Raw genomic sequence first — 21,613 nt, 5'->3', positions numbered from 1 at the left:
GCCATGACCAGCGACGACGGGTCGAACGAGAAACACTCCGGCGCCGTTCCCGCAGCGCGGGAACACCACCGCCGGTGATTCGCACCACACGGGATCCGGCGTTGTGCACGGTCCGCGGCACCGGCCACCGTCCCGGCACCCGACGTCCGCCTCGACCGCCAGGAGGAACCGTGAGCGCACCCGCGCCCCGCCCGTCACCACCGTCGCCGTCCCCGGAGCCCGCGGACCGGCACCGTCTGCGCGGGACGCTGGGCGCCGGGTCGATCGTGTTCATGGTGGTCGCCGCGGCCGCGCCGCTGACCGTCGTCGCCGGGACGGTGCCGCTGGGACTGGCCGCGGGCAACGGCGCCGCGTTCCCGATGACCTTCGTGCTGTGCGCGGTGGTGCTGCTGCTGTTCGCGGTGGGCTTCTGCGCGATGTCGCGGCACGTGCCGGGTGCCGGCGCGTTCTACGCCTACGTCGCCCGCGGGCTCGGCGCCGCGCCGGGCCTGGGCTCGGCCTTCCTCGCGCTGGTCACCTACACCGCGGTGCAGGCCGCGGTGTACGGCTACCTGGGCGCGACCGTCGACGCGCTGGTGCAGCACTACGGCGGGCCCGCCCTGCCCTGGTACCTCTACGCGGCCCTGGCGCTCGTCGTCGCCGGGGTGCTCGGCTACCGCCACATCGAGCTGTCCGGCAGGGTTCTGGGCACGCTGCTGGTCGCCGAGGTCGCGATCGTGCTGGTGTTCGACGCCGTCGTCGCCGCGACCGGCGGGCTCGGCTCCGGCCGCTCGACGGCGCTGTTCGTGCCGTCGCAGTTCCTGTCCGGTTCGCTCGGCATCGCGATCATGTTCGCGATCGCGTCGTTCATCGGGTTCGAGGCCACCGCGGTGTTCCGCGACGAGGCCCGCGACCCCGGGCGCACCATCCCCCGCGCGACCTACCTGGCCCTCGTGCTGATCGGCGCGTTCTACACGCTGTCGTCGTGGGCGGTCGTCTCCGCCTGGGGCGACGACGGCGCCGTGGCCCGCGCGACCGAGGACCCCGGGAACATGATCGTCGCGACGATCACCGCGGTGCTCGGCCCCGTCGGCGGCGACCTGGCCCAGGTCCTGCTGGTCACCAGCCTGTTCGCGGCGCTGCTGTCGTTCCACAACGTGCTCTCGCGCTACCTGTTCGCCCTCGGCAACGCCGGCTCGATGCCCGCCGCGCTGGGCCGCAGCCACGCCCGGCACGCCTCGCCGCACGCCGCCTCGGCGGCCCAGTCGGGCACCGCGCTGGCGCTGATCGCGGTGTTCGCGGTGACCGGGATGGACCCGGTGACCCAGGTGTTCGCCTGGATGACCGGGACCGCAACCCTCGGGGTGCTCGCCCTGATGGCGCTGACCTGCGCCGCGGTGCTCGTGTTCTTCCGCCGCTCGCGCGTCGACACCCGGTTCTGGCACACCGCCCTGGCCCCGGCGCTGGGGCTGGCCGGTCTGCTGGTCTGCCTGTGGCTGACCGTCGCGAACTTCCCGACGCTCATCGGCGGCTCCCCCGCGCTGGCCACCGCCATCGGCGGGGTCCTGGTCGCCGCGTTCGTGCTCGGGACGGTCCTGACCCGGTTCACGGGTGACCGCCCCGGGACCTTGCCCTCGCCCGACGCGCCCGGAACCGTCACCGGGCACGACACCGGGCACGACACCGCCGGAACCGACCTCCAGGAGGAGACCCGATGACCGCCGTCCAGGAGCCGCGCACTACCGCGAGCCACCCGCTGGCCCCGACCACGGAGGCCGAGGTGACCGTCGTCCGCGAGGTCCTCGCCGCGGCTGGGCTGCTCACCGAGCACGTCCGCTTCGCGTTCTTCGCCCCCGAGGAGCCGCCCAAGTCCGAGGTCCTCGCCCACCCCGAGGGCGCCGACGCCGAGCGCAGCTTCCGCGCGGTGCTGCTGGACCTGGGCACCGGGCGCTCCCACGACACGGTCGTCTCGGCCACCCGTCGTGAGCTGGTGTCCTGCCGCGAGCTGGAGCCCGAGCGGGAGGGGCAGCCGCCGATCATCGACTCGGAGTTCGAGTTCATCGAGGACGTCCTGAACGCCTCGCCGGACTGGCTCGCCGCGCTGGAGAAGCGCGGGCTGGAGCCCGCCTCGGTGCGCGCCGTGCCGCTGTCGGCCGGCGTCTACGACATCCCCGGGGAGAAGGGCCGCCGCCTCGCCCGCGCCTTCGGGTTCCGCCAGGACCACGAGGCCGACCACGCCTGGGCACATCCCGTCGACGGGCTCGTCGCCTACGTCGACCTCACCGCCCGCACGGTCGACCGGGTGATCGACACCGGCGTCGTGCCGGTGCCCGCGACCAGCGGGAACTTCGACGACCCGGCCGTACAGGGCGAGCACATGACCTCGCTCAAGCCGATCGAGATCACGCAGCCCGAGGGGCGCTCGTTCACCGTCACCGACGGCCGGGTCCGCTGGGGCAAGTGGGACCTGCGGGTCGGGTTCAACGAGCGCGAGGGCCTGACCCTGCACCAGATCGCCTTCGACGAGCGCCCGATCTGCTACCGCGCCTCGGTCGCGGAGATGGTCGTGCCCTATGCCGACCCGGCGCCGGTGCGGTTCTGGCAGAACTACTTCGACTGCGGCGAGTACATGTTCGCCCGCTACGCCGACTCCCTGCAGCTGGGCTGCGACTGCCTCGGCGACATCCACTACCTCGACGCGGTGGTCGCCGACGACCTGGGCAACCCGCGCACGATCAGCAACGCCATCTGCATGCACGAGGAGGACCACGGCGTCCTCTGGAAGCACACCGACATCTTCACCGGCGCCCGTGAGGTGCGCCGCCAGCGTCGCCTGGTGATCTCGTTCTTCACCCCGATCGGCAACTACGACTACGGCTTCTACTGGTACCTCTACCTCGACGGCACCATCGAGCTGGAGTGCAAGGCGACCGGCATCGTGTTCACCTCCGGCACGCCCGGCGAGTACGCCACCGAGGTCGCGCCCGGCCTGGGCGCGCCGTTCCACCAGCATCTGTTCTCCGCGCGGCTGGACATGACCGTCGACGGCACGGCCAACGCCGTCGAGGAGGTCGAGGCGGTCCGCGTGCCGATGGGCGAGGGCAACGCCTACGGCAACGCGTTCGCCCGCTCGGCGACCCGGCTGACCTCGGAGTCCCACGCCCAGCGGGACGCCGACCCGGGGTCCGGGCGGGTCTGGCACGTGGAGAACACCGAGAAGACCAACGCGCTGGGACGGCCGGTCGGCTACGTCCTGCACCCGCACGGGCAGCCCACCCTGCTGGCGGACCCGGCGTCGTCGATCCACGCGCGGGCGACGTTCGCCTCGAAGGCGCTGTGGGTGACCCGCTACGACCCGGCGCAGCGCTACCCGGCCGGTGACTTCGTCAACCAGAACCCGGGTGGGGACGGGCTGCCGTCCTGGGTGGCCGCGGACCGCGACCTCGACGGCCAGGACGTCGTGCTGTGGCACACCTTCGGGCTGACCCACTTCCCGCGGCCGGAGGACTGGCCGGTCATGCCGGTCGACTACACCGGCTTCGTCCTGAAGCCGGCCGGCTTCTTCGATCGCAACCCGGCGCTGGACGTGCCACCGGTGGAGTCGAGGAACTGCCACTGAACGGATCACCACTGAGGGCAGGCTCTGCGGGGGCGACCCCGCGGAGCCGCCTCAGCGGGTCGGGGCGAACGGCCGCAGCGCGTCGGGGACCCGGCCGGTCACGATGTTCTCCGCCACCAGCCGGCCGGTGAGCGGGCCCAGCACCATGCCCCACATCCCCAGCCCGCCCGCGACGAACACCCGCGGTGAACGGGTCGGCCCGGCCAACGGGAGTCCGTCCGGGGTGCACGGCCGGGAACCGACCCACTCGTCGGCCCGGTCGGTGAGATCGGCACCCCGCAGGAACGGCTCCACCGCGCGGGTGATCGCGGCGATCCGGCGCGGGTCGAGCGGCTCCTGGGGTGCCCGGAACTCCATCATCCCCGCGATCCGCAGCCGGTCCCCCAGCGGTGTCATGGCCACCCGCTGGGCCGGGAGATACACCGGCCCCTCAGGCAGCTCGGTCACCGGTACGGCGAAGCTGTACCCGCGCCCGGCCTGCACCGGGGTCCGCACGCCGAACGGCCGGGACAGCCCGGTGCCGAGCGCGCCGGTGGCGAGCACGACCGCGTCGAACCGGGTCTCGTCGGGCCGGCCCTCCTGGGTCCAGCGGACCGTGACCGCACCGCCGTCGTCGTGCACACCGGTGACGCCGGCGCCCTCCCGCAGCAGCGCACCGCCGGAGGTGACCGCACCGGCCAGGCCGGCCAGGCACCGGGGCGGGTCCACGAACCGCTGGTCGTGCAGGGCGACCGCGCCGGCCACCCGGTCGGAGAGCATCGGGGCCCGGGACCGGGCCTCGTCGCCGTCGAGCACGTCGTGTCCGACCTTCTGACCGGTCTCGGCCATCGCCGCCAGCTCCGCGAGCAGCTCGCCGCGCCCCGCGAGGTCGTCGAAGCAGACCAGGAACTCCCCGGCCGGGCGCATCGCGAGATCGGCACCGCCGGCGGCGATCTCGTCGACGGCGTCCAGCGCCAGCTCGTTGACGTCACGGTAGGCGGCCAACCCCCGCCGGTGCCGGGCCGGCGTGCTGTTCCGGACGAACCCCGCGAGGAAGCGCCACAGTCGCGGGTTCGCCCGCGGCGGCACGTAGACCGGTGACGACGGGTCCAGCGCGGCCCGGATCCCGACGCGCAGCATCGCGGGCCCCGGCAGCGGTGTGGTCAGGGCCGGGGCCAACCAGCCCGCGTTGCCCCAGGACGCCCCCGATCCGGCCGTGCGCTCCTCGAACACCTCGACGTCGATCCCGTCACGCAGCAGGAACCACGCCGTCGACAGGCCGAGCATTCCCGCACCCACCACCGCGACCCGGCGCGGCACCGGCGCCCGTCCACTCTCCATCACTGCTCCTCCTCCATGATCGCAATCCGAGTCTGGGGCCCATCGGGTCGTGCCGGCACGGTCGTCCCGGGCAGCGTCCGGGACCGCGGGCTTGCCGGGATCCGGCAACGTGGAAGCCGTTTATGGCAGCTCGTGGTAGTTCTGCCTGCGGGGAGTCCGGCACATCGCCGCACACCCGCCGTACGAGGAGTGGACGATGAGCGTGACCCGGGTCTGGCTGACCGAGCGAAGCCACCAGGAACTGCATGCCGAGCTGCGGACGTTGCTGCAGCAGCGGAGGGCCGTGGCCGTGGTCGACGGCCGCGAGCACGACAGTCCGGACGGGCCGGGGGCCGAGGAGCGCGACCGCGAGCAACGGATCCGGCGGCTGCAGGAGCTGCTGCACGATCCTGTGGTCGGCGACCGGCCGCCGGACGACGGCGTCGCCGAGCCCGGCATGGCGGTCACCGTGCGCTACGACGACGGCGAGACCGAGACCTTCCTGCTCTCGCACGACGAGAACCGGATCCGCTCCGACGGGACCATGATCTGCTCGCCGGACTCCCCACTCGGCCGCGCGCTGCACGGCGCGCACCAGGGGGACGTCGTCCGGTACCAGCTCCCGGACGGCGGGTCGGCGGAGTGCACGCTGCTCCGCGCCGTGCCCTTCGAGCACTGACCCGACGCATCGTGTACGGGACGGAACGCGCCGGGGGCAACAACGGGATCCGGCAGCCGGACGCGCCGGTCTCGGATGCCTGGCTGCGCCGGGTCGCCGACGAGGCCGGGCGCGGGGCGGGCGGCGTCCCGCCCGAGCTGCTCGGCGGCTTCCTGCGGGTACTGGCCGACGCTGCGGCGACCGGCAGACTGCCCTCGGACGCCGAACTGGACGCGGTGCGGCGCAACGGCGGACGGGCCGCCGAGCTGGGGGTCGGCGCGGGGAACGCGGTACAGCTCTACCTGTCTGCCGCCTGGCGGCTGTGGCGGGAGATCCCGCCGACCGCGCACTTCCGGGACGCCGGGACCACGGCGAACGCAGCGGAGGCGGTCATGCGGGCGGTGGACCTGGCGGTGGCCGGGCTCGCCGACGGCTACACCGCGGCCCGCCGGGACCTGGTACGACACGAGGAGACACTGCGCCGTGAGCTGATCGAGGACCTGCTGCGTGGAGACGGTGACGCCGGCGGGCTGGTCGCGCGGGCCGAACCGTTCGGGATGGACCTGGGCCGGCCGCACCAGGTCGCGCTGGCCGCGCCGGACGGCCGCCCGGCGCGGGTGGACGCCGTGCCGGCGTCCCTGGAACGCACCGTCGTGCGCGGGGTCGGGGACCGGGACGTCCTGGTCGCCACCAAGGACGGCCGGATCGTCGTCATCGCCCCGGCGGGCATCGGTGCCGGCAGCCTCGGCGACCTGCTGCACCGCGAGCTGACCCGCACCGGGCGCCCCACCGGTTGGCGGGTCGCGGTGGGGCGCGCACACTCGGGGTCCTACGGGATCGCCCGTTCCTACGAGGAAGCCAGGGAGGCACTGACGACGGCGGGCAGGCTGCAGCTGCCGGCGCAGGTACTGCGGGCCGAGGACATGCTGGTGTACCGGGTGCTGCTGCGGGACCAGCCGGCGATCACCGACCTGGTGCAGACCGTCGCCGTGCCGCTGGCCGGGGCGCGCGGCGGCGCGGCCCCGCTGCTGGACACCCTGGAGGCCTACTTCGCCACCGGCTGCGTGGTCGCCGGGACCGCGCGGCAGCTGCACCTGTCGGTCCGTGCCGTCTCCTACCGCCTGGAGCGGATCGCCGAGCTGACCGGCCACGATCCGGCCGACCCCGCGCAGCGCTTCACGCTGCACGCCGCCGTGCTCGGGGCCCGGCTGCTCGGCTGGCCCGGCCGTGACCTCCCGCCCGGCGACGCGGGCTGAGCCGGGGACGCCGGCCGCGGTCGTCGGCGCGCAGACGCTGCATCCGGACCCGGCCCGCCCGCTCACGCACGCCGAGGCCGGGGCGCTGATCCGGATCGGGCCGGGCACTAGGGTCGCTACCGATCCGATCGCCGATCCACAGGAGGATCCGTGGCACTCGCCGCAGGGGACACCGTCCCTGACGTCCAGCTCATGACCCCGACCGCCGACGGCCCCAAGCCGGTGCAGAGCGCCACCGCCCTGGGCAGCGGCACCGTCGTGCTGTTCGGCGTTCCCGGGGCCTTCACCCCGGCCTGTTCCGACACCCATCTGCCCGGCTTCGTGCTGCGGGCCGACGAGCTGAAGCAGAAGGGCGTCGACACCGTCGTCTGCACCGCGGCCAACGACGCCTTCGTGCTCGGCGCCTGGGCGGACGCCCGCAACGTCGGCGACGCCGTGCTGATGCTGGCCGACGGCAACGCCGAGTTCGCCACCGCCGCCGGACTGGACATGGACGGCTCGAAGTTCGGCCTCGGCACCCGCTCGAAGCGCTACGCCGCGATCATCAAGGACGGCGTGGTGCAGTGGATCGGCGTCGAGGACGTCCCGTCCTCGGTCGAGGTGTCCGGCGTCGAGTCGGTGCTCGCGCAGCTCTGAGGTTCCGGGCCGACCGGCACGCGGGCCTACACTGGCCCGCGTGCCGAAGGTCCTGGGCTCGCTGGCGACGCACCGCGAGCAGGTGCGCGAGCGGGTGTTCGACGCCCTGCGCGTGCAGCTCTACGAACGCGGCTTCGACACGGTGACCCTGTCCGGGGTCGCCGCGGCCGCCGGCGTGGGGCGCTCGGCGCTCTACAACCACTTCCCCGACCGCCAGGCCCTGCTCGTCGCGTTCGTCGAGCACGAGGCGGAGCGCTACGTCGCCGAGCTCGACGCCGCGCTCGCCGAGGCCGCGGACCCCCGCGAACGGCTCGCCGCCTTCGCCCGGCTGCAGCTGCGCCGCCTCGCCGAGTTCCACCTCCCGCCCGGCCAGGCGCTGGCCGGTGCCCTCGACCCGGCCGCCTACCGCCGGATCGCCGCGCACGCCGACCCCATCTCCGACCGGCTGGTGGCGGTGCTGCGCGAGGGCGCGGCGCAGGGCTGCCTGGTCGACGACGACCCCCGGGTGCTCGCCGCCGTCGTGGCGGGGGCGCTGTCGAGCAGGCGGATCGTCGACGTCGACCCGGCGGAGCTCGACGCGACGATCGCGACGGCGGTCGCGGCCGTGCTGCGAGCGGTCTCGACGGTTGCGCGCGACTGAGGCTAGCCTTACCCGCGTCGGGGCCCTACCATCGTGATCTGACACGGTGTCAGATCCGGCGCCGTGCCGTCGCACCAGACGTCACGTCACGGGAGGGCCGATGGACGCCACGACCCCCATCACGGGCACGCTGTCCGCCGATCTCCGCCAGGCCACCTGGGCGGTGCACGAGCGGGCCCACCGGTGCAGCTACTTCGGGGCGCTGTTCGACGGTGATCTCCCGTTGGACGCCTACACCCTGCTCGCGGAGCAGTACGTCGCGATCTACACCGCGCTGGAGGAGGCCGGGGACGCCCTGGCCGCCGACCCGGTCGCGGCACCGTTCGTGATCGACGAGCTGCGCCGGGTGCCCGCGCTGCACGCAGACCTGGACGCCCTCGGCGGGGGTGTCCCCCGGATCCTCCCCGCCACCGCGGCCTACGTCGCCCGGCTGCGCGAGGCGGCGTCGGACCCGGCGCTGTTCGTGGCCCACCACTACACCCGCTACCTGGGTGACCTGGCCGGCGGCCAGGTCGTCGGGAAGATCCTGCAGCGCACCTACGGCATCGACGGCCCCGGGCGGCTGTTCTACGACTTCGGGGCCCTCGGCAGCCCGTCGGCGTTCCGGACCCGCTACCGCGCCCTGCTCGACGACGCGGCCTGGACCCCGGCGCAGCGCGAGCGGCTGCTCGCCGAGGCGGTGCACGCCTTCGAGCTGAACATCGCCGTCCTCACCGAGATGGCGCAGGAGGTCGGGCTCGCGCAGCCGCTGGCGTCCTGAGCCGGAATCGGGGGAACTAGGATCGACGCCCGTCCCCCGACCACCGATCCCAGGAGTGTCCCGGTGTCCAGCCCCGGCATCGACCCGGACGAGCTCGCGACCGCGCTGAAGGTACTGGCCCGGGTCGACGAGCTGCCACCCGAACACCCCGACGCCGTGGTCGTCCGACGGGCGACCGCGGGGATCTGGAAGTCGGTGCGGCTGCGGCGCCGCGCCGAGAAGCGGCAGGCCGAGAAGTCCTCCGACGAGGCCGTCACCGCCGCCACCGCGACCGGCGCGGCCGGGCGCATCGACGACGAGACCGCCGGCATCCCGCTGGTGTCGACCACCCCCGGCGCGACCGCGGGGACGCTGCACCGCGCCCGCGGGTGCTACGTCTGCAAGACGCGCTACACCGTCGTCGACGCCTTCTACCACCAGCTGTGCCCGGACTGCGCCGCCGCGCACCGTGCCCACCGCGACGCCCGTACCGACCTGTCCGGGCGCCGCGCGCTGCTCACCGGCGGCCGCGCCAAGATCGGGATGTACATCGCGCTGCGGCTGCTGCGCGACGGCGCGCACCTCACGATCACCACCCGTTTCCCGCGCGACGCCGCCCGCCGCTTCGCCGCGCTGCCCGACTCGGCGCAGTGGCTGCACCGGCTGCGGGTGATCGGGGTGGACCTGCGTGACCCGGGCCAGGTCGTCGCCGTCGCCGACGAGGTCGCCGCCGCGGGACCGCTGGACATCCTGGTCAACAACGCCGCGCAGACGGTGCGCCGCTCCCCCGGCTCCTACTCCGCGCTGGAGGCCGCCGAGCACGAGGAGCTGCCCGCGGGCGAGCTGCCGGAGATCGTGTCGTTCACCAGCGGCTCGCGCGAGCACCCGCTCCTGCTGGCCGGGGCGGTCCCGGGCGGGCGCGACCTGGCCGCGCTGGCGACGACGGCCCGGTCGGCGTCGCCGGAGCGGATGGCCGCCGGCACCGCGGTCGACGCGGGCGGGCTGCTGCCCGACACCGCAGCGGTCAACAGCTGGGTCGACCACGTCCAGCACGTGGACCCGCTCGAGCTGCTCGAGGTGCAGCTGTGCAACCAGACGGCGCCGTTCGTGCTGGTGTCGCGGCTGCGCCCGGCGATGGCGGCGTCGAGCGCGCGCAACAAGTACGTCGTGAACGTCTCGGCGATGGAGGGCGTGTTCGGGCGCGGCTACAAGGGCCCCGGGCACCCGCACACCAACATGGCGAAGGCCGCGCTGAACATGCTGACCCGCACCAGCGCGGGCGAGATGTTCGCGACCGACCGGATCCTGATGACCGCGGTGGACACCGGCTGGATCACCGACGAGCGCCCGCACCCGATGAAGCTGCGCCTGGCCGAGGAGGGGTTCCACGCCCCGCTCGACCTCGCCGACGGCGCCGCCCGGGTCTACCACCCGATCGTCGCCGGGGAGGCCGGCGAGGACCTGCACGGAGTGTTCCTGAAGAACTACCGCGTGTCCTCCTGGTAGAGGGGTCTCACCCGGCACTGTCGGGGGTCGCCGCTACCGTGCGGTCCGTGCTGGAGATCCATCGGGCCGAACGCGCCGACACCCTCGTCGAGGCGCTCGCCGGCGTCCTGGCGGCCGGCTCGGACGACCCGTTCGCGGCCGAGACCGTCGCGGTCCCCGAGCGCGGGGTGGAGCGCTGGCTGGCCCAGCGGCTCGCGCACCGGCTCGGTGCGGGGACGGGTGGCGGCGGGGTCTGCGCGAACGTCCGGTTCCCGGCGCCGGCCGCGCTGCTCGGCGGGGTCGTCGCGCACGTCACCGGCACCGACCCGGCGACCGACCCGTGGTCGCCCGGCCGGTCGGTGTGGCCGCTGCTGGAGCTGATCGACGAGGCCGTCGCCGAACCCGGGGACGACCGGTTCACCGCTCTCGCCGCGCACCTGGAGCGTGGTGGGCGCGGCCGCCGCTACGCGCTCGCCCGCACGCTGGCCGGGCTGTTCGGCTCCTACGCCACGCACCGTCCCGAGCTGCTGCGCCGCTGGCGCGCCGGGGAGGACGCGGTGCCCGCCGACCTGGTGTGGCAGCCGGAGCTGTGGCGCCGCCTGCACGCCGCACTCGGAGTGCCCGGTCCCGCCGAGCGCCTCGACGACGCGGTGGCCCGCCTGCGCGGGGGCGCCGACCCGGGCCCCGAGGTCGGGCCGCGGCTGTCGCTGTTCGGCCCGACCCGGCTGGCCGCCGAGCACCTGACCGTCCTGGAGGCACTCGCGGCGCACCGGGAGGTCCACCTGTGGCTGCCGCACCCGTCGCCGGCGATGTGGGAGGCGGTGCGCGCCGCGCGGACACCGGGGGTGCCCTCGCGCGCCGCCGACACCAGCGCCGAGGCCGTCCGTCATCCGCTGCTGCGCTCGCTCGGCCGGGACACCCGGGAGCTGGCCCTGCGGCTCCCCGCGGCCGGGCCCGGCGTGACCGACACCCATCACCCGGCCCCCGCCGGGACCGGCGCGCCGACCCTGCTGCGCCGCCTGCAGACCGCCCTGCGCGACGACGCCGTGCCGCCCGCCCCGGAGGACCGTCCCCTGCTCGACGCGGACGACCGCAGCGTCGCGCTGCACTCCTGCCACGGCCCGGACCGGCAGGTGGAGGTGTTGCGCGAGGTGCTGCTCGGCCTGCTCGCCGCCGACCCGGACCTGGAGCCGCGCGACATCATCGTCATGTGCCCGGACATCGAGGTGTTCGCGCCGCTGATCACCGCCTCGTTCGGCCTCGCCCCGGACGCGGACGTCCCCGACGGTGCCGGCCCCTCCCGCGAGGAGCTCCACCCCGGGCACCGGCTGCGGGTTCGCCTGGCCGACCGCGCCCTGCGCCAGGCGAACCCGCTGCTGGGCACGGTGTCGTCGCTGCTGGAGCTGGCCGGGTCCCGGGTCAGCGCCTCCCAGGTGCTCGACCTGGTCGCCTCCGCCCCCGTGCGCCGCCGCTTCCGCTTCGACGACGACGCGCTGGAGCGGCTGTCCGAGCTGGTCACCGCGGCCGGGGTCCGGTGGGGGCTCGACGCCGCGCACCGGCGGCCCTACCGGCTCGACGGGATCGAGCAGAACACCTGGCGGGCCGGGCTGGACCGGATGCTCGTCGGCGTCGCGATGGCCGAGACGCCGGGCGCCCCGGCCTGGCTGGGCACCGCGCTGCCGCTGGACGAGGTCGACTCCTCCGACGTGGACCTCGTCGGGCGGCTCGCCGAGTTCGTCGACCGGCTCGCGACCGTGCTCGGTGCACTGCGCGGCCCGCAGCCGCTGTCGGTCTGGGTGGACGCGCTCGTCGAGGGGCTGTCCGCACTGACCGACACCACCCCGACCGACGCCTGGCAGGCCGGGCAGGCCCGGGCGGAGCTGGCCGACGTCGTCGCCTCCGCGGGGCCGCAGGCCGCCACCGTCGACCTCGACCTGCCCGACGTGCGCGGCCTGCTCGCCGAGCGGCTGCGCGGGCGGCCCAGCCGGGCGAACTTCCGGACCGGCACGCTGACCGTCGCGACGCTGGTGCCGATGCGGGCCGTCCCGCACAAGGTCGTGTGCCTGCTGGGCTGCGACGACGGGGTGTTCCCCCGCGCCGGCGCCCCCGACGGCGACGACGTGCTGGCCCGCGACCCGGTCGTCGGCGAGCGGGACCCGCGCGGGGAGGACCGCCAGCTGCTGCTCGACGCGCTCTGCTCCGCCACCCGGCACCTGGTCGTGGTGTCCTCCGGCGCCGACGAGCGCACCGGCGCCGACCGGCCGCCGTCGGTGCCGGTCGGGGAGCTGTGCGACGCGATCGACGCCTGCGTGCGGACCCGGACCGGCACGCCCGCGTCGCAGGCCCTGCGGGCCCGGCACCCGTTGCAGCCGTTCGACCGGCGCAACTTCACCTCCGGCGCGCTGCTGGCCGCCGGACCGTTCAGCTTCGACCGGGCCGCGCTGCGCGGCGCCGAGGCCGCGGCCAGGCCGCGCACCGTGACCCCGCTGTTCGGCGCGGACCCGCTGCCTCCGCCGGAGGACCCGCCGGACGGGGTGGTCGAGCTCGACGAGCTGGTCGCCTTCGTCGAGCACCCGGTGCGGGCGTTCCTGCGCCAGCGGGTGCGGGTGCTGCCGCCGGAGGAGAACGTCGAGCCCGACGACGCGCTGCCGGTCGAGCTCGACGGCCTGGCCACCTGGAAGATCGGGGACCGGCTGCTGACCGACCGGCTCGCCGGGGCCGCACCGCAGGCCGTCGCGCGGGCCGAGACGCTGCGCGGTGACCTCCCGCCGGGCGGGATCGGGCACCGGGTGCTCACCGAGGTCGGCGGGCAGGTCGAGCCGCTGGTCGCCGTCGCCGCGGCGGTCGCGACCGGTGAGGCGGGCTCGCAGGACCTCGTCGCGCAGCTCACCGGCACACCCGAGGACGGCCGCGCCGTCGCGGGGACGGTGCCGGGCCTGCACGGCGACGTCGTGGTGCGCGTCGAGTACTCGCGGCTCAAGGCCAAGCACCGGCTGCGGGCGTGGGTCCAGCTGCTCGCGCTCAGCGCCGCGCACCCCGGCCGGTCCTGGACGGCGGTGACCGTCGGGCGCGGCCCCGGCGGCGCCGCCCGCTCGGTGCTCGGCCCGGTCGACCCCGGCCTGGCCCGCCGCACCCTGGCCGACCTGGTCGCGCTGCGCCGTGAGGGCCTGCGGGCACCGCTGCCGCTGCCCACCGACGCCGCCGCCGTCTACGCCCGCAACCGCGCCCGCGGGGTGGTCCCGGCCAACGCGTTCGCCGCTGCGGAGAGCGAGTGGTCGCGCTTCGAGCACGCCGAGGCCCCGCACGTCTACGTCCGGGGGTCCGCGGGCGGCCCGCTGGTCACCCGTCCCGAGCCCGGGTCCGGCGGGGAGCCCACCCGCTTCGGGGAGCTCGCCGTCCGGCTGTGGGCACCGCTGCTCGACCACGAGAGGCAGGACGCGCCGTGACCACCACCAGCGTGTTGTCGGCACCGACCTTCGAGGTCGACGGGCCGCTGCCGTCCGGCACCGTCGTGCTGGAGGCGAGCGCGGGGACGGGGAAGACCTACACGATCGCCGCGCTGGCGACCCGCTACGTCGCCGAGGGCGTCGCGGACCTGGATCGGCTGATGCTGGTCACCTTCGGCCGCGACGCCACCCAGGAGCTGCGCGAGCGGGTCCGGGAGCGGCTGGTGGGCACCGAGCGGGCGCTCGCCGCCGTACTCGCCGGCGCCACCCCGCCGACGCCGGAGGCCGACCCCGTGGTCGCGCACCTGGCCGCCACCGACCCGGCCGAGCTGGAGCGGCGGCGGGCCCGGCTGGCGACGGCGTCGGCGTCGTTCGACGCGGCGACGATCGCCACCACCCACCAGTTCTGCATGCAGATGCTGGCCGGCCTGGGCGTGGCCGGGGACAACGACCCGGACGCCGAGTTCGTCGACCACGTCGACGACGTCGTCACCGAGGTCGTCGACGACTTCTACGTGCGCAAGTACGCCGCCCCGAACGCCGGCCGCCCGGCGTTCGACCGGGCCGCGGCCCTGGCGCTGGCCCGCCGCGCCGTCGGCGACCCGCAGGCCGAGCTGGAGCCCCGCGACGCCGACCCGGCCACCCCGGCCGCCACCCGGTACGGCTTCGCCTCCGCGGTGCGCCGCGAGGTCGACGCCCGCAAGCGGCGCTCGCGCATCTACAGCTACGACGACATGCTCACCCGCCTCGCCGCGGCGCTGCGCGACCCGGTCCGCGGCCCCGCCGCCCGGGACCGGCTGCGGTCGCGGTTCTCGGTGGTGCTCGTCGACGAGTTCCAGGACACCGACCCGCTGCAGTGGGAGATCCTCTCCCTGGCGTTCCACTCCGCCCCCGACACCACGTTGGTGCTCATCGGCGACCCGAAGCAGGCGATCTACGCCTTCCGCGGCGCCGACGTGCACAGCTACCTGCGGGCCGCCGACGCGGCGGCGACCCGGCGCACCCTCTCGACCAACCGCCGCAGCGACGCGGCCCTGCTCACCGCGCTGGACGGGGTGTTCGGCGAGGCCGCCCTCGGGGACTCCGGGATCGTCGTGCACCCGGTCCGGGCCCACCACACCGGGCGGCGGCTGACCGCCCGCCAGGACGCCCCCCTGCGGCTGCGGCTGGTCGACCGGGACCGGCTCGACCTGACCGGGCGCGGGCTGGCCCGGGCCAAGGGCGCCCGCGCCGTGGTGGCGCGCGACGTCGCCGTCGACCTGTCGCAGCTGCTCGACGGCACCGCCCGCTTCGCGGGGGGACGACTGCGCCCCGGGCAGGTCGCGGTGCTGGTGCGCACCAACGCCCAGGGCCTGCTGGTGCGCGACGCCTGCGCCGAGGCCGGGGTGCCCGCCGTGCTCACCGGCTCCACCAGCGTGTTCACCACGCCGGTCGCCGCGGAGTGGCTGACGCTGCTGGAGGCCGTCGAGCAGCCGCAACGCTCGATGCGGCTGCGCGCCGCAGCGCTGACCCGGTTCGTCGGCCACACCGTCGCCGACCTGTGCGGGCCCGACGCCGAGAGGCTGGTCGACCAGCTCGGCGCGGACCTGCGGGCCTGGCACCAGGTCCTCGCCGAGCGCGGGGTCGCCGCCCTGCAGGAGGCCGTGTTCGCCCGCTACGCCCCGGCCGAGCGCCTGCTGCGCAGCCCCGACGGCGAACGCGACCTCACCGACGTGCGCCACGTCGGCCAGGTTCTGCACTCCGCGGCGCTGGAACGCCACCTGGGCCCGACGGCGCTCACCGAGTGGCTGCGGCACCGGATCGGCGAGGCCGCCCGCGACACCTCCGCCGAGCGGAGCCGGCGGCTGGAGTCCGACGCCGACGCCGTCCAGATCGTGACGGTGCACCGGTCCAAGGGGCTCGAGTTCCCGGTGGTGTACCTGCCGTTCGCGTGGGACCGCTGGGTCGACGACCGGCCCGAGACGCTGCTTTACCACGACACCCCGGCCGGTGCCGACGGCCAGCGCCGGCTGCTCGACGTCGGCGGGTCCACCGGGCCGGACCGCACCCGGCGCACCGCGCTGCACCAGGCCGAGGAGGCGGGCGAGGACCTGCGGCTGCTGTACGTGGCGCTCACCCGCGCCTGCAGCCAGGTCGTCGCCTGGTGGGTCCCGGGGACGACGACCGCGGCGGCGTCGCTGCACCGGGTGCTGTTCGGGCACGCCGGGCCCGGCGCGGAGCCGGAACCGACCGCGAAGGTCCCCGGCGACGCGAACGCGCTGGCGTTCCTGCGGGAGCGGCTCGCCCCGGCCGGCGCGTCGGTGGAGACCCTGCACGACCGCGACCCCGCCGACCGCACCCCGGTCCCGCCCGACGCGGGGCTGGCCGTCGCGACGTTCACCCGCACGCTGGACACCGCGTGGCGGCGCACGTCCTACACCGCGCTGACCGCGGCCGCGCACGCCGCGCACCACCCGCACCCGGCCGTCGACGCCGACCCGGAGCCGGCCGCGACCGCGCCCGGGGTGCTGACCGAGCCCGAGGACGAGGGCATCGTCGACGAGCCCGACCCCGCCCCGCTGCCCGGTGCGGGCCCCAGCGGGGACGCCACGGCGGGTGCAGTCGGCCCCGCGGGGTTCCCCTCCCCCATGGCCGACCTGCCCTCGGGCACCGGGTTCGGCACCCTGGTGCACGCCGTGCTGGAGCACCTCGACACCCGCACGGCCGCCCAGGGCGACGCCGCGCTGCGGGCCGAGGTCGTCGCCCACGTCACCGAGGAGCTGCGCCACCAGCCGGCCGACCTCGATCCCGACGAGCTCGCCGACGCGCTCGTCCCGGTGCTGCGGACCCCGCTCGGGCCGATCGCGTCCGGGCTGGCACTGGCCGACGTCGCGCCGGGCGACCGGCTGTCGGAGCTGGACTTCGAGCTGCCGCTGTGCGGCGGGGACACCCCGACGGGGCGGCTCACCCTGGCCGGGCTGGCCGCCGCCGTCCGCAGGCACCTCGGGCCCGGTGACCCGCTGCACGGCTACGCCGACCTCCTCGACTCCCCCGACCTCGCCGGACAGCAGCTGCGCGGCTACCTGACGGGCAGCATCGACTCGGTGCTGCGGGTCCGTGACGGGGCCGGGGAGCGGTTCCTCGTCGTGGACTACAAGACGAACTGGCTGGGCCCGGTCGGCCCGTCCGGGCGCGACCCGCTGACCGCGGCGCACTACACCGCCGACCGGCTGGCCACGGCGATGGCCGACGCGCACTACCCGCTCCAGGCGCTGCTCTACGCCGTCGCGCTGCACCGCTACCTGCGCTGGCGGCTGCCCGGCTACGACCCGGACACCCACCTCGGCGGGGTCGGCTACCTGTTCCTGCGCGGTATGTGCGGGCCGGACACCCCGGTCACCGGGTCCGGGCCGCTGGCCGCGCCGTGCGGCGTCTTCGCCTGGCGGCCACCCGCCGCCCTGGTCGAGGAGCTGTCGGACCTGCTGGACGGAGGCACCCCGTGACGACGACCGCACCCCCCACCCCGGCGCCGACGGCACCCCCGGCCCCGAGCGGGACCCGTTCGGTCCGCGGGCCGCCCGCACCGCGACCGGGGTACTCGCCGCGTTCAACGAGGCCGAGATCCTCGCGCCGGGCGACGTGCACGTCGCCCGGCGGCTCGCCGCCCTCGGCGGGCGCGGCGACCCGACCGCCGCCGACGACCCGGCCGCCGCCGAGCCCGAACCGGTGGTGCTCGCCGCCGCGCTGGCCGTGCGCGCGATCCGCAACGGGTCGGTCTGCGTGGACCTGGCGAGCGCCGCGGCCACGACCGCGGGCGAGGGCGAGGTCGCCGTCGACGTGTCCGGGCTGCCCTGGCCGGAGCCTGCGACGTGGCGCGCGGCCTGCGCGGACAGCCCGCTGGTCGCCGTCGGCGAGGACGGCCCCGCCGGGCGGCCGCTGCGCCTGCTCGGGAACCTGCTCTACCTGGAGCGCTACTGGCAGGAGGAGGAGCTGGTCCGCCGCGAGTTCACCGCGCGCGCCGGGCCGGTCGCGACCGTCGACCCGGACCGGCTGTGCGCGGCGCTGGACCGGCTGCTCGGCGACCCCGGCGCCGAACGGCAGCGCCTCGCCGCCGCGGTCGCCGCGCTGCGGCCGGTCGCCGTGATCGCCGGCGGCCCCGGCACGGGCAAGACGACGACGGTCGCGGCCCTGCTCGCCGTCCTGCACGACCTGCACCGCGCGACCGCCCCGCCCGGGGCGCCGGGTCTGCGGGTGGCGCTCGCCGCGCCGACCGGGAAGGCCGCGGCCCGGCTGACCCAGTCCGTCGCCGAGGCCCACGGGCGGCTGCCGGAGACCGACCGGGCCGCCGTCGCGGGGGCGACGGCGTCGACGCTGCACCGGCTGCTGGGTTCGCGGGGCACCTCGGGCCGGTTCCGCCACCACCGGGGCAACCGGCTGCCGCACGACGTCGTGGTCGTCGACGAGACGTCGATGGTGTCGCTGACGATGATGGCGCGGCTGCTGGAGGCCGTCCGGCCGGACGCCCGGCTGGTGCTGGTCGGGGACCCGGACCAGCTCGCGTCGGTGGAGGCCGGTGCGGTGCTCGGCGACCTCGCCGCCGCGGGCGGCCGGGCCGAGCCCGCGCTGCAGGACGCGCTGAGCGCCTGCGGGGCGTTCCGCGTGGACCGGCCCGTGCCGGCCTCCGGCGCCGCGGGCACCCCCGCGCCCGCCGAGCCGGGCCCGCCCGCCGTGGTGCGCAACGGGGTGGTGCGGCTGGAGCGCAACTGGCGCTTCGGCGGCACGATCGCGGACTTCGCGGCGGCCGTGCAGGGCGACGACCCCGACGCCGCTGTCGCGCTGCTGCGCCGCGGCGCGGCCGACCTGTCCTTCGTCGACGGCGACGCGGCCGAGCTCGAGCCGCGCCGGCTGGACACGTTCCGCCAGGACGTGACCCGGGCCGCGGTGGACGTGATCGGGGCCGCCGAGGCCGGGGACGCCGAGCGGGCCCTGCGGGTGCTCGACGACCACCGCGTCCTCTGTGCGCACCGCCGCGGCCCGCACGGGGTGACCCGGTGGACCGCGGAGATCGAGCGGTGGATCGAGACCGAGCGTCCCGGCTTCGCCGCCGAGGCCCCCTGGTACCCGGGCCGCCCGCTGCTGGTCACCACGAACGACTACGACCTGGGCCTGTTCAACGGTGACACCGGCGTCGTGGTCCGGGCCGCGTCGGGGCGCCGCGCGGTGTTCGCCCGGGACAACGCCCCGGTCGCGTTCGAACCGGCACGCCTCGGCGGCGTCGGCACCGTCCACGCGATGACGGTGCACCGCAGCCAGGGCAGCCAGTTCAAGCGGATCACCGTGGTGCTGCCGCCCGCGGACTCGCCGCTGATGACCCGCGAGCTGCTCTACACCGCCGTCACCCGGGCCAAGGAGTCCGTGCGGATCATCGGGACCGAGGAGGCGGTACGCGCCGCGATCGGCCGCCCGGCCGGGCGCGCGAGCGGCCTGCAGCAGCGGCTCGGGACCTGAGGTCCCGAGCCGGCGCGGGCACTGTCACGCGGTGGGCGGGGCCTGCTGCTTCTGCCTGCGGCCCGCCTGGACCGACACGAACACGACCAGCGCCAGGCTGATCCACAACGCGTACCTGTCGACGGCGAGCACCACGTCGACGGCGTCCTGTCCGAGGCCGAACCCGAGCCCGGCGACGAGCCCGGTGATCAGCGCGGCGCCGATCGCGTCGAAGAGCAGGAACGTCGCGAGCCGCATCCTCCCCAGTCCGGCGACCGCGAACACCGCGGCGGCCGGGATGCCGGGCAGCGCGGCCGCGACGACGGCGATCGGCATCGCCCAGCGCGGCCAGCTGCGGATCCGGCCGACGAACCGCTTCGCGAGGTCACCGGGCGCCCACAGCGCGACGATCTTCTCGCCCCACCGGCGCCCGGCCAGCCAGAACAGCCAGTCGAACTTGATCATTCCGAACACCCCGGCGGTGATGACGACCCACAGGTCCGCCTCGCCGATACGGGCGAACGCCGCGCCCGCCCCGACCGCGGAGAGGCTGCCGGTGACCGCGGCGAGCCACACCGGGTGCGACGCCAGCAGGAACGGCCGCAGCGGCATCGTCACCAGCATGAACACGAGCAGGCCGAGCGTGGAGAAGACGAGCACCTTGTCGCCGCGCGACATCGGGTGGTCCCAGGGCATCGCGTCGCGCCAGGCCTGCTTGCCCGCCTCGATCTCCTCCGGGCTGTAGTCGCGCCGCCACCACCGGGTCCGTGCGGGAGCCGCTCCGGGGTCGGCCGGGGCGGATCCGCCCCCGCGGTCCGCGGCGGGCCCGCCGTCCCCCGCCGGTGCGGCCGCCCGGGTGTGGTCGCTCGTCATCGTCGTCCCCCTCGTCCGATGGCGTTCCATCGGAACACGACCCTAGGCGGGCCGGGGTCCGGCCGGATCCGCAGCGAGGACGAGATGCCCACCGTCCCCGTCCTCGTCCGGGCGGAGGAGGAAACCGTTCGGCGGCGGGCCGCGGCGCGGCTACGCTCCGGCCCGTGCCGCCGTCCGTCACACCGGCCGACGGGCCGTCGCTCGACGCCCCCGTCACCCTGCGCCCGTTGGTGCGGGCCGACCTGGCCCTCCTGCGGCGCTGGCTGGCCGCGCCGCACGTGCACCGGTGGTGGTTCCACGAGACCACCGACGAGGCGCTCGAACGCGACTTCGGGGCGGGGCTGCGCGGCGAGGAACCGGGCGAGGACCTCGTCGCCGAGCTCGGTGGTGTCCCGGTCGGGCTGGTCCAGCGCGCCCGCTGGCACGACTACCCCGAGGAGGTCGCCGCGATCGCGCCGATCCTGACGATCCCGGACGGTGCGCTGACCGTCGACTACCTCATCGGGCCGGTGGAGCTGACCGGGCGCGGGCTGGGCCCGCGGATCATCGCCGCCGCCGTCGCCGAGGGCTGGGAGCGCTACCCGGAGGCGACGGCGGTGGTCGTCCCGGTCGCGGCGGGCAACCGGGCGTCGTGCCGGGCGCTGGAGAAGGCCGGGTTCCGCCGGGTCGCGACCGGGGAGCTGCCCCCGGACAACCCGGCCGACCCCCCGCTGGCCCACGTGCACCGGCTCGACCGGCCCGCCCGTCTGGGATGATCCCCGCGTGCCTCCCGTGACCAGCGCCGGACTCCTGCTGCACCGGCCCGGGCCGGGCGGCCCGGAGGTGCTGCTCGGCCACATGGGTGGACCGTTCTGGGCCCGCAAGGACGACCACGCCTGGTCGATGCCCAAGGGCGAGCACGGCCCCGACGAGAGCCCGCTCGACGCCGCCCGACGCGAGTTCACCGAGGAGATCGGCGCCCCGCCGCCCGACGGCGAGCCGGTCGGGCTCGGGACGGTCCGCCAGTCCCGCAAGACCGTCACCGCCTTCGCGCTGGACGGGTCCGGCTTCACCGGCGCCGAGGCCGTCGCCGGCCGTTCCGACGACGGCAGCTGGGTCGAGCTGGAGTGGCCGCCCCGCTCCGGGCGCACCCTCCGCTTCCCCGAGCTGGACCGCGCCGCGTGGTTCGACCTCACCACCGCCCGGGAGAAGATCGTGAAGGGGCAGGTGCCCTTGCTGGACAGGTTGGCCGAGCTGCTCGGCGGGTAGTCGACCGCCATGGCGAGCAGCATCAAGGACGACGAGATGTACGAGCGCCTCCGCGAGGAGGGCAACTCCAAGGAGAAGTCCGCGCGGATCGCGAACGCCGCGGCCGCCGAGGGACGCGACACCGTCGGCAGGCGCGGCGGCGAGCACGGCGACTACGAGAACCAGACCAAGGACGAGCTCTACGCCCAGGCGCAGAAGGTCGGCATCCCCGGTCGCTCGGACATGACCAAGGACGAGCTGATCCGGGCCCTGCGCGAGCACTGACATCA

The 21,613-nt window shown here is 75.9% G+C and carries 16 protein-coding genes; 14 read left to right on the top strand and 2 right to left on the bottom strand.

The features are described from left to right. Positions 1-170: 170 nt before the first annotated feature. Together AC0GKK_RS26055 and AC0GKK_RS26050 are read left to right on the top strand one after the other, a co-directional pair. Entirely contained in the window at positions 171-1,697 is a 1,527-nt protein-coding gene (locus AC0GKK_RS26055; RefSeq protein ID WP_489882789.1) for an APC family permease, read from the top strand. Further along, positions 1,694-3,598, top strand: coding sequence for a primary-amine oxidase (locus AC0GKK_RS26050; RefSeq protein ID WP_489882788.1), 1,905 nt, complete (start codon positions 1,694-1,696; stop codon positions 3,596-3,598). The genes AC0GKK_RS26055 and AC0GKK_RS26050 overlap by 4 nt, the downstream gene beginning before the upstream one ends. Positions 3,599-3,649: 51 nt before the next feature. On the opposite strand, the gene AC0GKK_RS26045 is transcribed toward AC0GKK_RS26050, so the two are convergent. Beyond that, on the bottom strand, positions 3,650-4,918 hold the full coding sequence (locus tag AC0GKK_RS26045) for an NAD(P)/FAD-dependent oxidoreductase (RefSeq protein ID WP_405416661.1): 1,269 nt from the start codon (positions 4,916-4,918) through the stop codon (positions 3,650-3,652). A 196-nt stretch (positions 4,919-5,114) separates the two neighbouring features. On the opposite strand from AC0GKK_RS26045, the gene AC0GKK_RS26040 reads away from it, so the two are divergent. The 9 genes from AC0GKK_RS26040 to recD all read left to right on the top strand — a co-directional run bounded on the left by AC0GKK_RS26040 (position 5,115) and on the right by recD (position 19,244). Further along, positions 5,115-5,576, top strand: coding sequence for a GreA/GreB family elongation factor (locus AC0GKK_RS26040; RefSeq protein WP_476651742.1), 462 nt, complete (start codon positions 5,115-5,117; stop codon positions 5,574-5,576). Between the two features lie 11 nt (positions 5,577-5,587). After that, the gene (locus tag AC0GKK_RS26035) at positions 5,588-6,811 is read left to right on the top strand and encodes a PucR family transcriptional regulator (RefSeq protein ID WP_405416658.1); all 1,224 of its coding nucleotides are present in this window, start codon (positions 5,588-5,590) and stop codon (positions 6,809-6,811) included. 150 nt (positions 6,812-6,961) lie between these two features. Next, on the top strand, positions 6,962-7,447 hold the full coding sequence (locus AC0GKK_RS26030) for a peroxiredoxin (RefSeq protein ID WP_405416657.1): 486 nt from the start codon (positions 6,962-6,964) through the stop codon (positions 7,445-7,447). Between the two features lie 40 nt (positions 7,448-7,487). Beyond that, on the top strand, positions 7,488-8,087 hold the full coding sequence (locus AC0GKK_RS26025) for a TetR/AcrR family transcriptional regulator (protein ID WP_251782213.1): 600 nt from the start codon (positions 7,488-7,490) through the stop codon (positions 8,085-8,087). Positions 8,088-8,187: 100 nt separating this feature from the next. Beyond that, on the top strand, positions 8,188-8,847 hold the full coding sequence (locus AC0GKK_RS26020) for a biliverdin-producing heme oxygenase (protein WP_476651745.1): 660 nt from the start codon (positions 8,188-8,190) through the stop codon (positions 8,845-8,847). A 63-nt stretch (positions 8,848-8,910) separates the two neighbouring features. After that, entirely contained in the window at positions 8,911-10,332 is a 1,422-nt protein-coding gene (locus tag AC0GKK_RS26015) for an SDR family NAD(P)-dependent oxidoreductase (RefSeq protein WP_489882787.1), read from the top strand. Positions 10,333-10,379: 47 nt separating this feature from the next. Next, on the top strand, positions 10,380-13,757 hold the full coding sequence (gene recC / locus AC0GKK_RS26010) for an exodeoxyribonuclease V subunit gamma (protein WP_489882786.1): 3,378 nt from the start codon (positions 10,380-10,382) through the stop codon (positions 13,755-13,757). Beyond that, a complete protein-coding gene (locus tag AC0GKK_RS26005) occupies positions 13,754-17,239 on the top strand; it encodes a UvrD-helicase domain-containing protein (RefSeq protein WP_405416650.1) in 3,486 nt (1,161 codons plus the stop codon). The genes recC and AC0GKK_RS26005 overlap by 4 nt, the downstream gene beginning before the upstream one ends. A 136-nt stretch (positions 17,240-17,375) precedes the next feature. Continuing rightward, complete coding sequence (recD, locus tag AC0GKK_RS26000) at positions 17,376-19,244, top strand: exodeoxyribonuclease V subunit alpha (RefSeq protein ID WP_489882785.1); 1,869 nt, start codon at positions 17,376-17,378, stop codon at positions 19,242-19,244. 24 nt (positions 19,245-19,268) lie between these two features. Here the strand turns inward: recD and AC0GKK_RS25995 are convergent, their stop codons facing one another. Next, entirely contained in the window at positions 19,269-20,096 is an 828-nt protein-coding gene (locus AC0GKK_RS25995) for a DedA family protein (protein ID WP_489882784.1), read from the bottom strand. A 164-nt stretch (positions 20,097-20,260) separates the two neighbouring features. Between AC0GKK_RS25995 and AC0GKK_RS25990 the strand changes: the two genes are divergently transcribed. The 3 genes from AC0GKK_RS25990 to AC0GKK_RS25980 are packed head-to-tail and all read left to right on the top strand — an operon-like array spanning position 20,261 to position 21,608. After that, a complete protein-coding gene (locus tag AC0GKK_RS25990) occupies positions 20,261-20,851 on the top strand; it encodes a GNAT family N-acetyltransferase (protein WP_073574529.1) in 591 nt (196 codons plus the stop codon). A gap of 16 nt (positions 20,852-20,867) precedes the next feature. Further along, on the top strand, positions 20,868-21,344 hold the full coding sequence (locus AC0GKK_RS25985; RefSeq protein WP_489884067.1) for an NUDIX hydrolase: 477 nt from the start codon (positions 20,868-20,870) through the stop codon (positions 21,342-21,344). Between the two features lie 9 nt (positions 21,345-21,353). Continuing rightward, the gene (locus tag AC0GKK_RS25980; protein WP_489882783.1) at positions 21,354-21,608 is read left to right on the top strand and encodes a DUF7218 family protein; all 255 of its coding nucleotides are present in this window, start codon (positions 21,354-21,356) and stop codon (positions 21,606-21,608) included. The last annotated feature ends 5 nt before the right edge of the window (positions 21,609-21,613 follow it).

The sequence above is a fragment of the Pseudonocardia sp. P-1 genome, from assembly GCF_058111925.1.
This window is presented reverse-complemented; position numbering and strand designations above follow the sequence as displayed.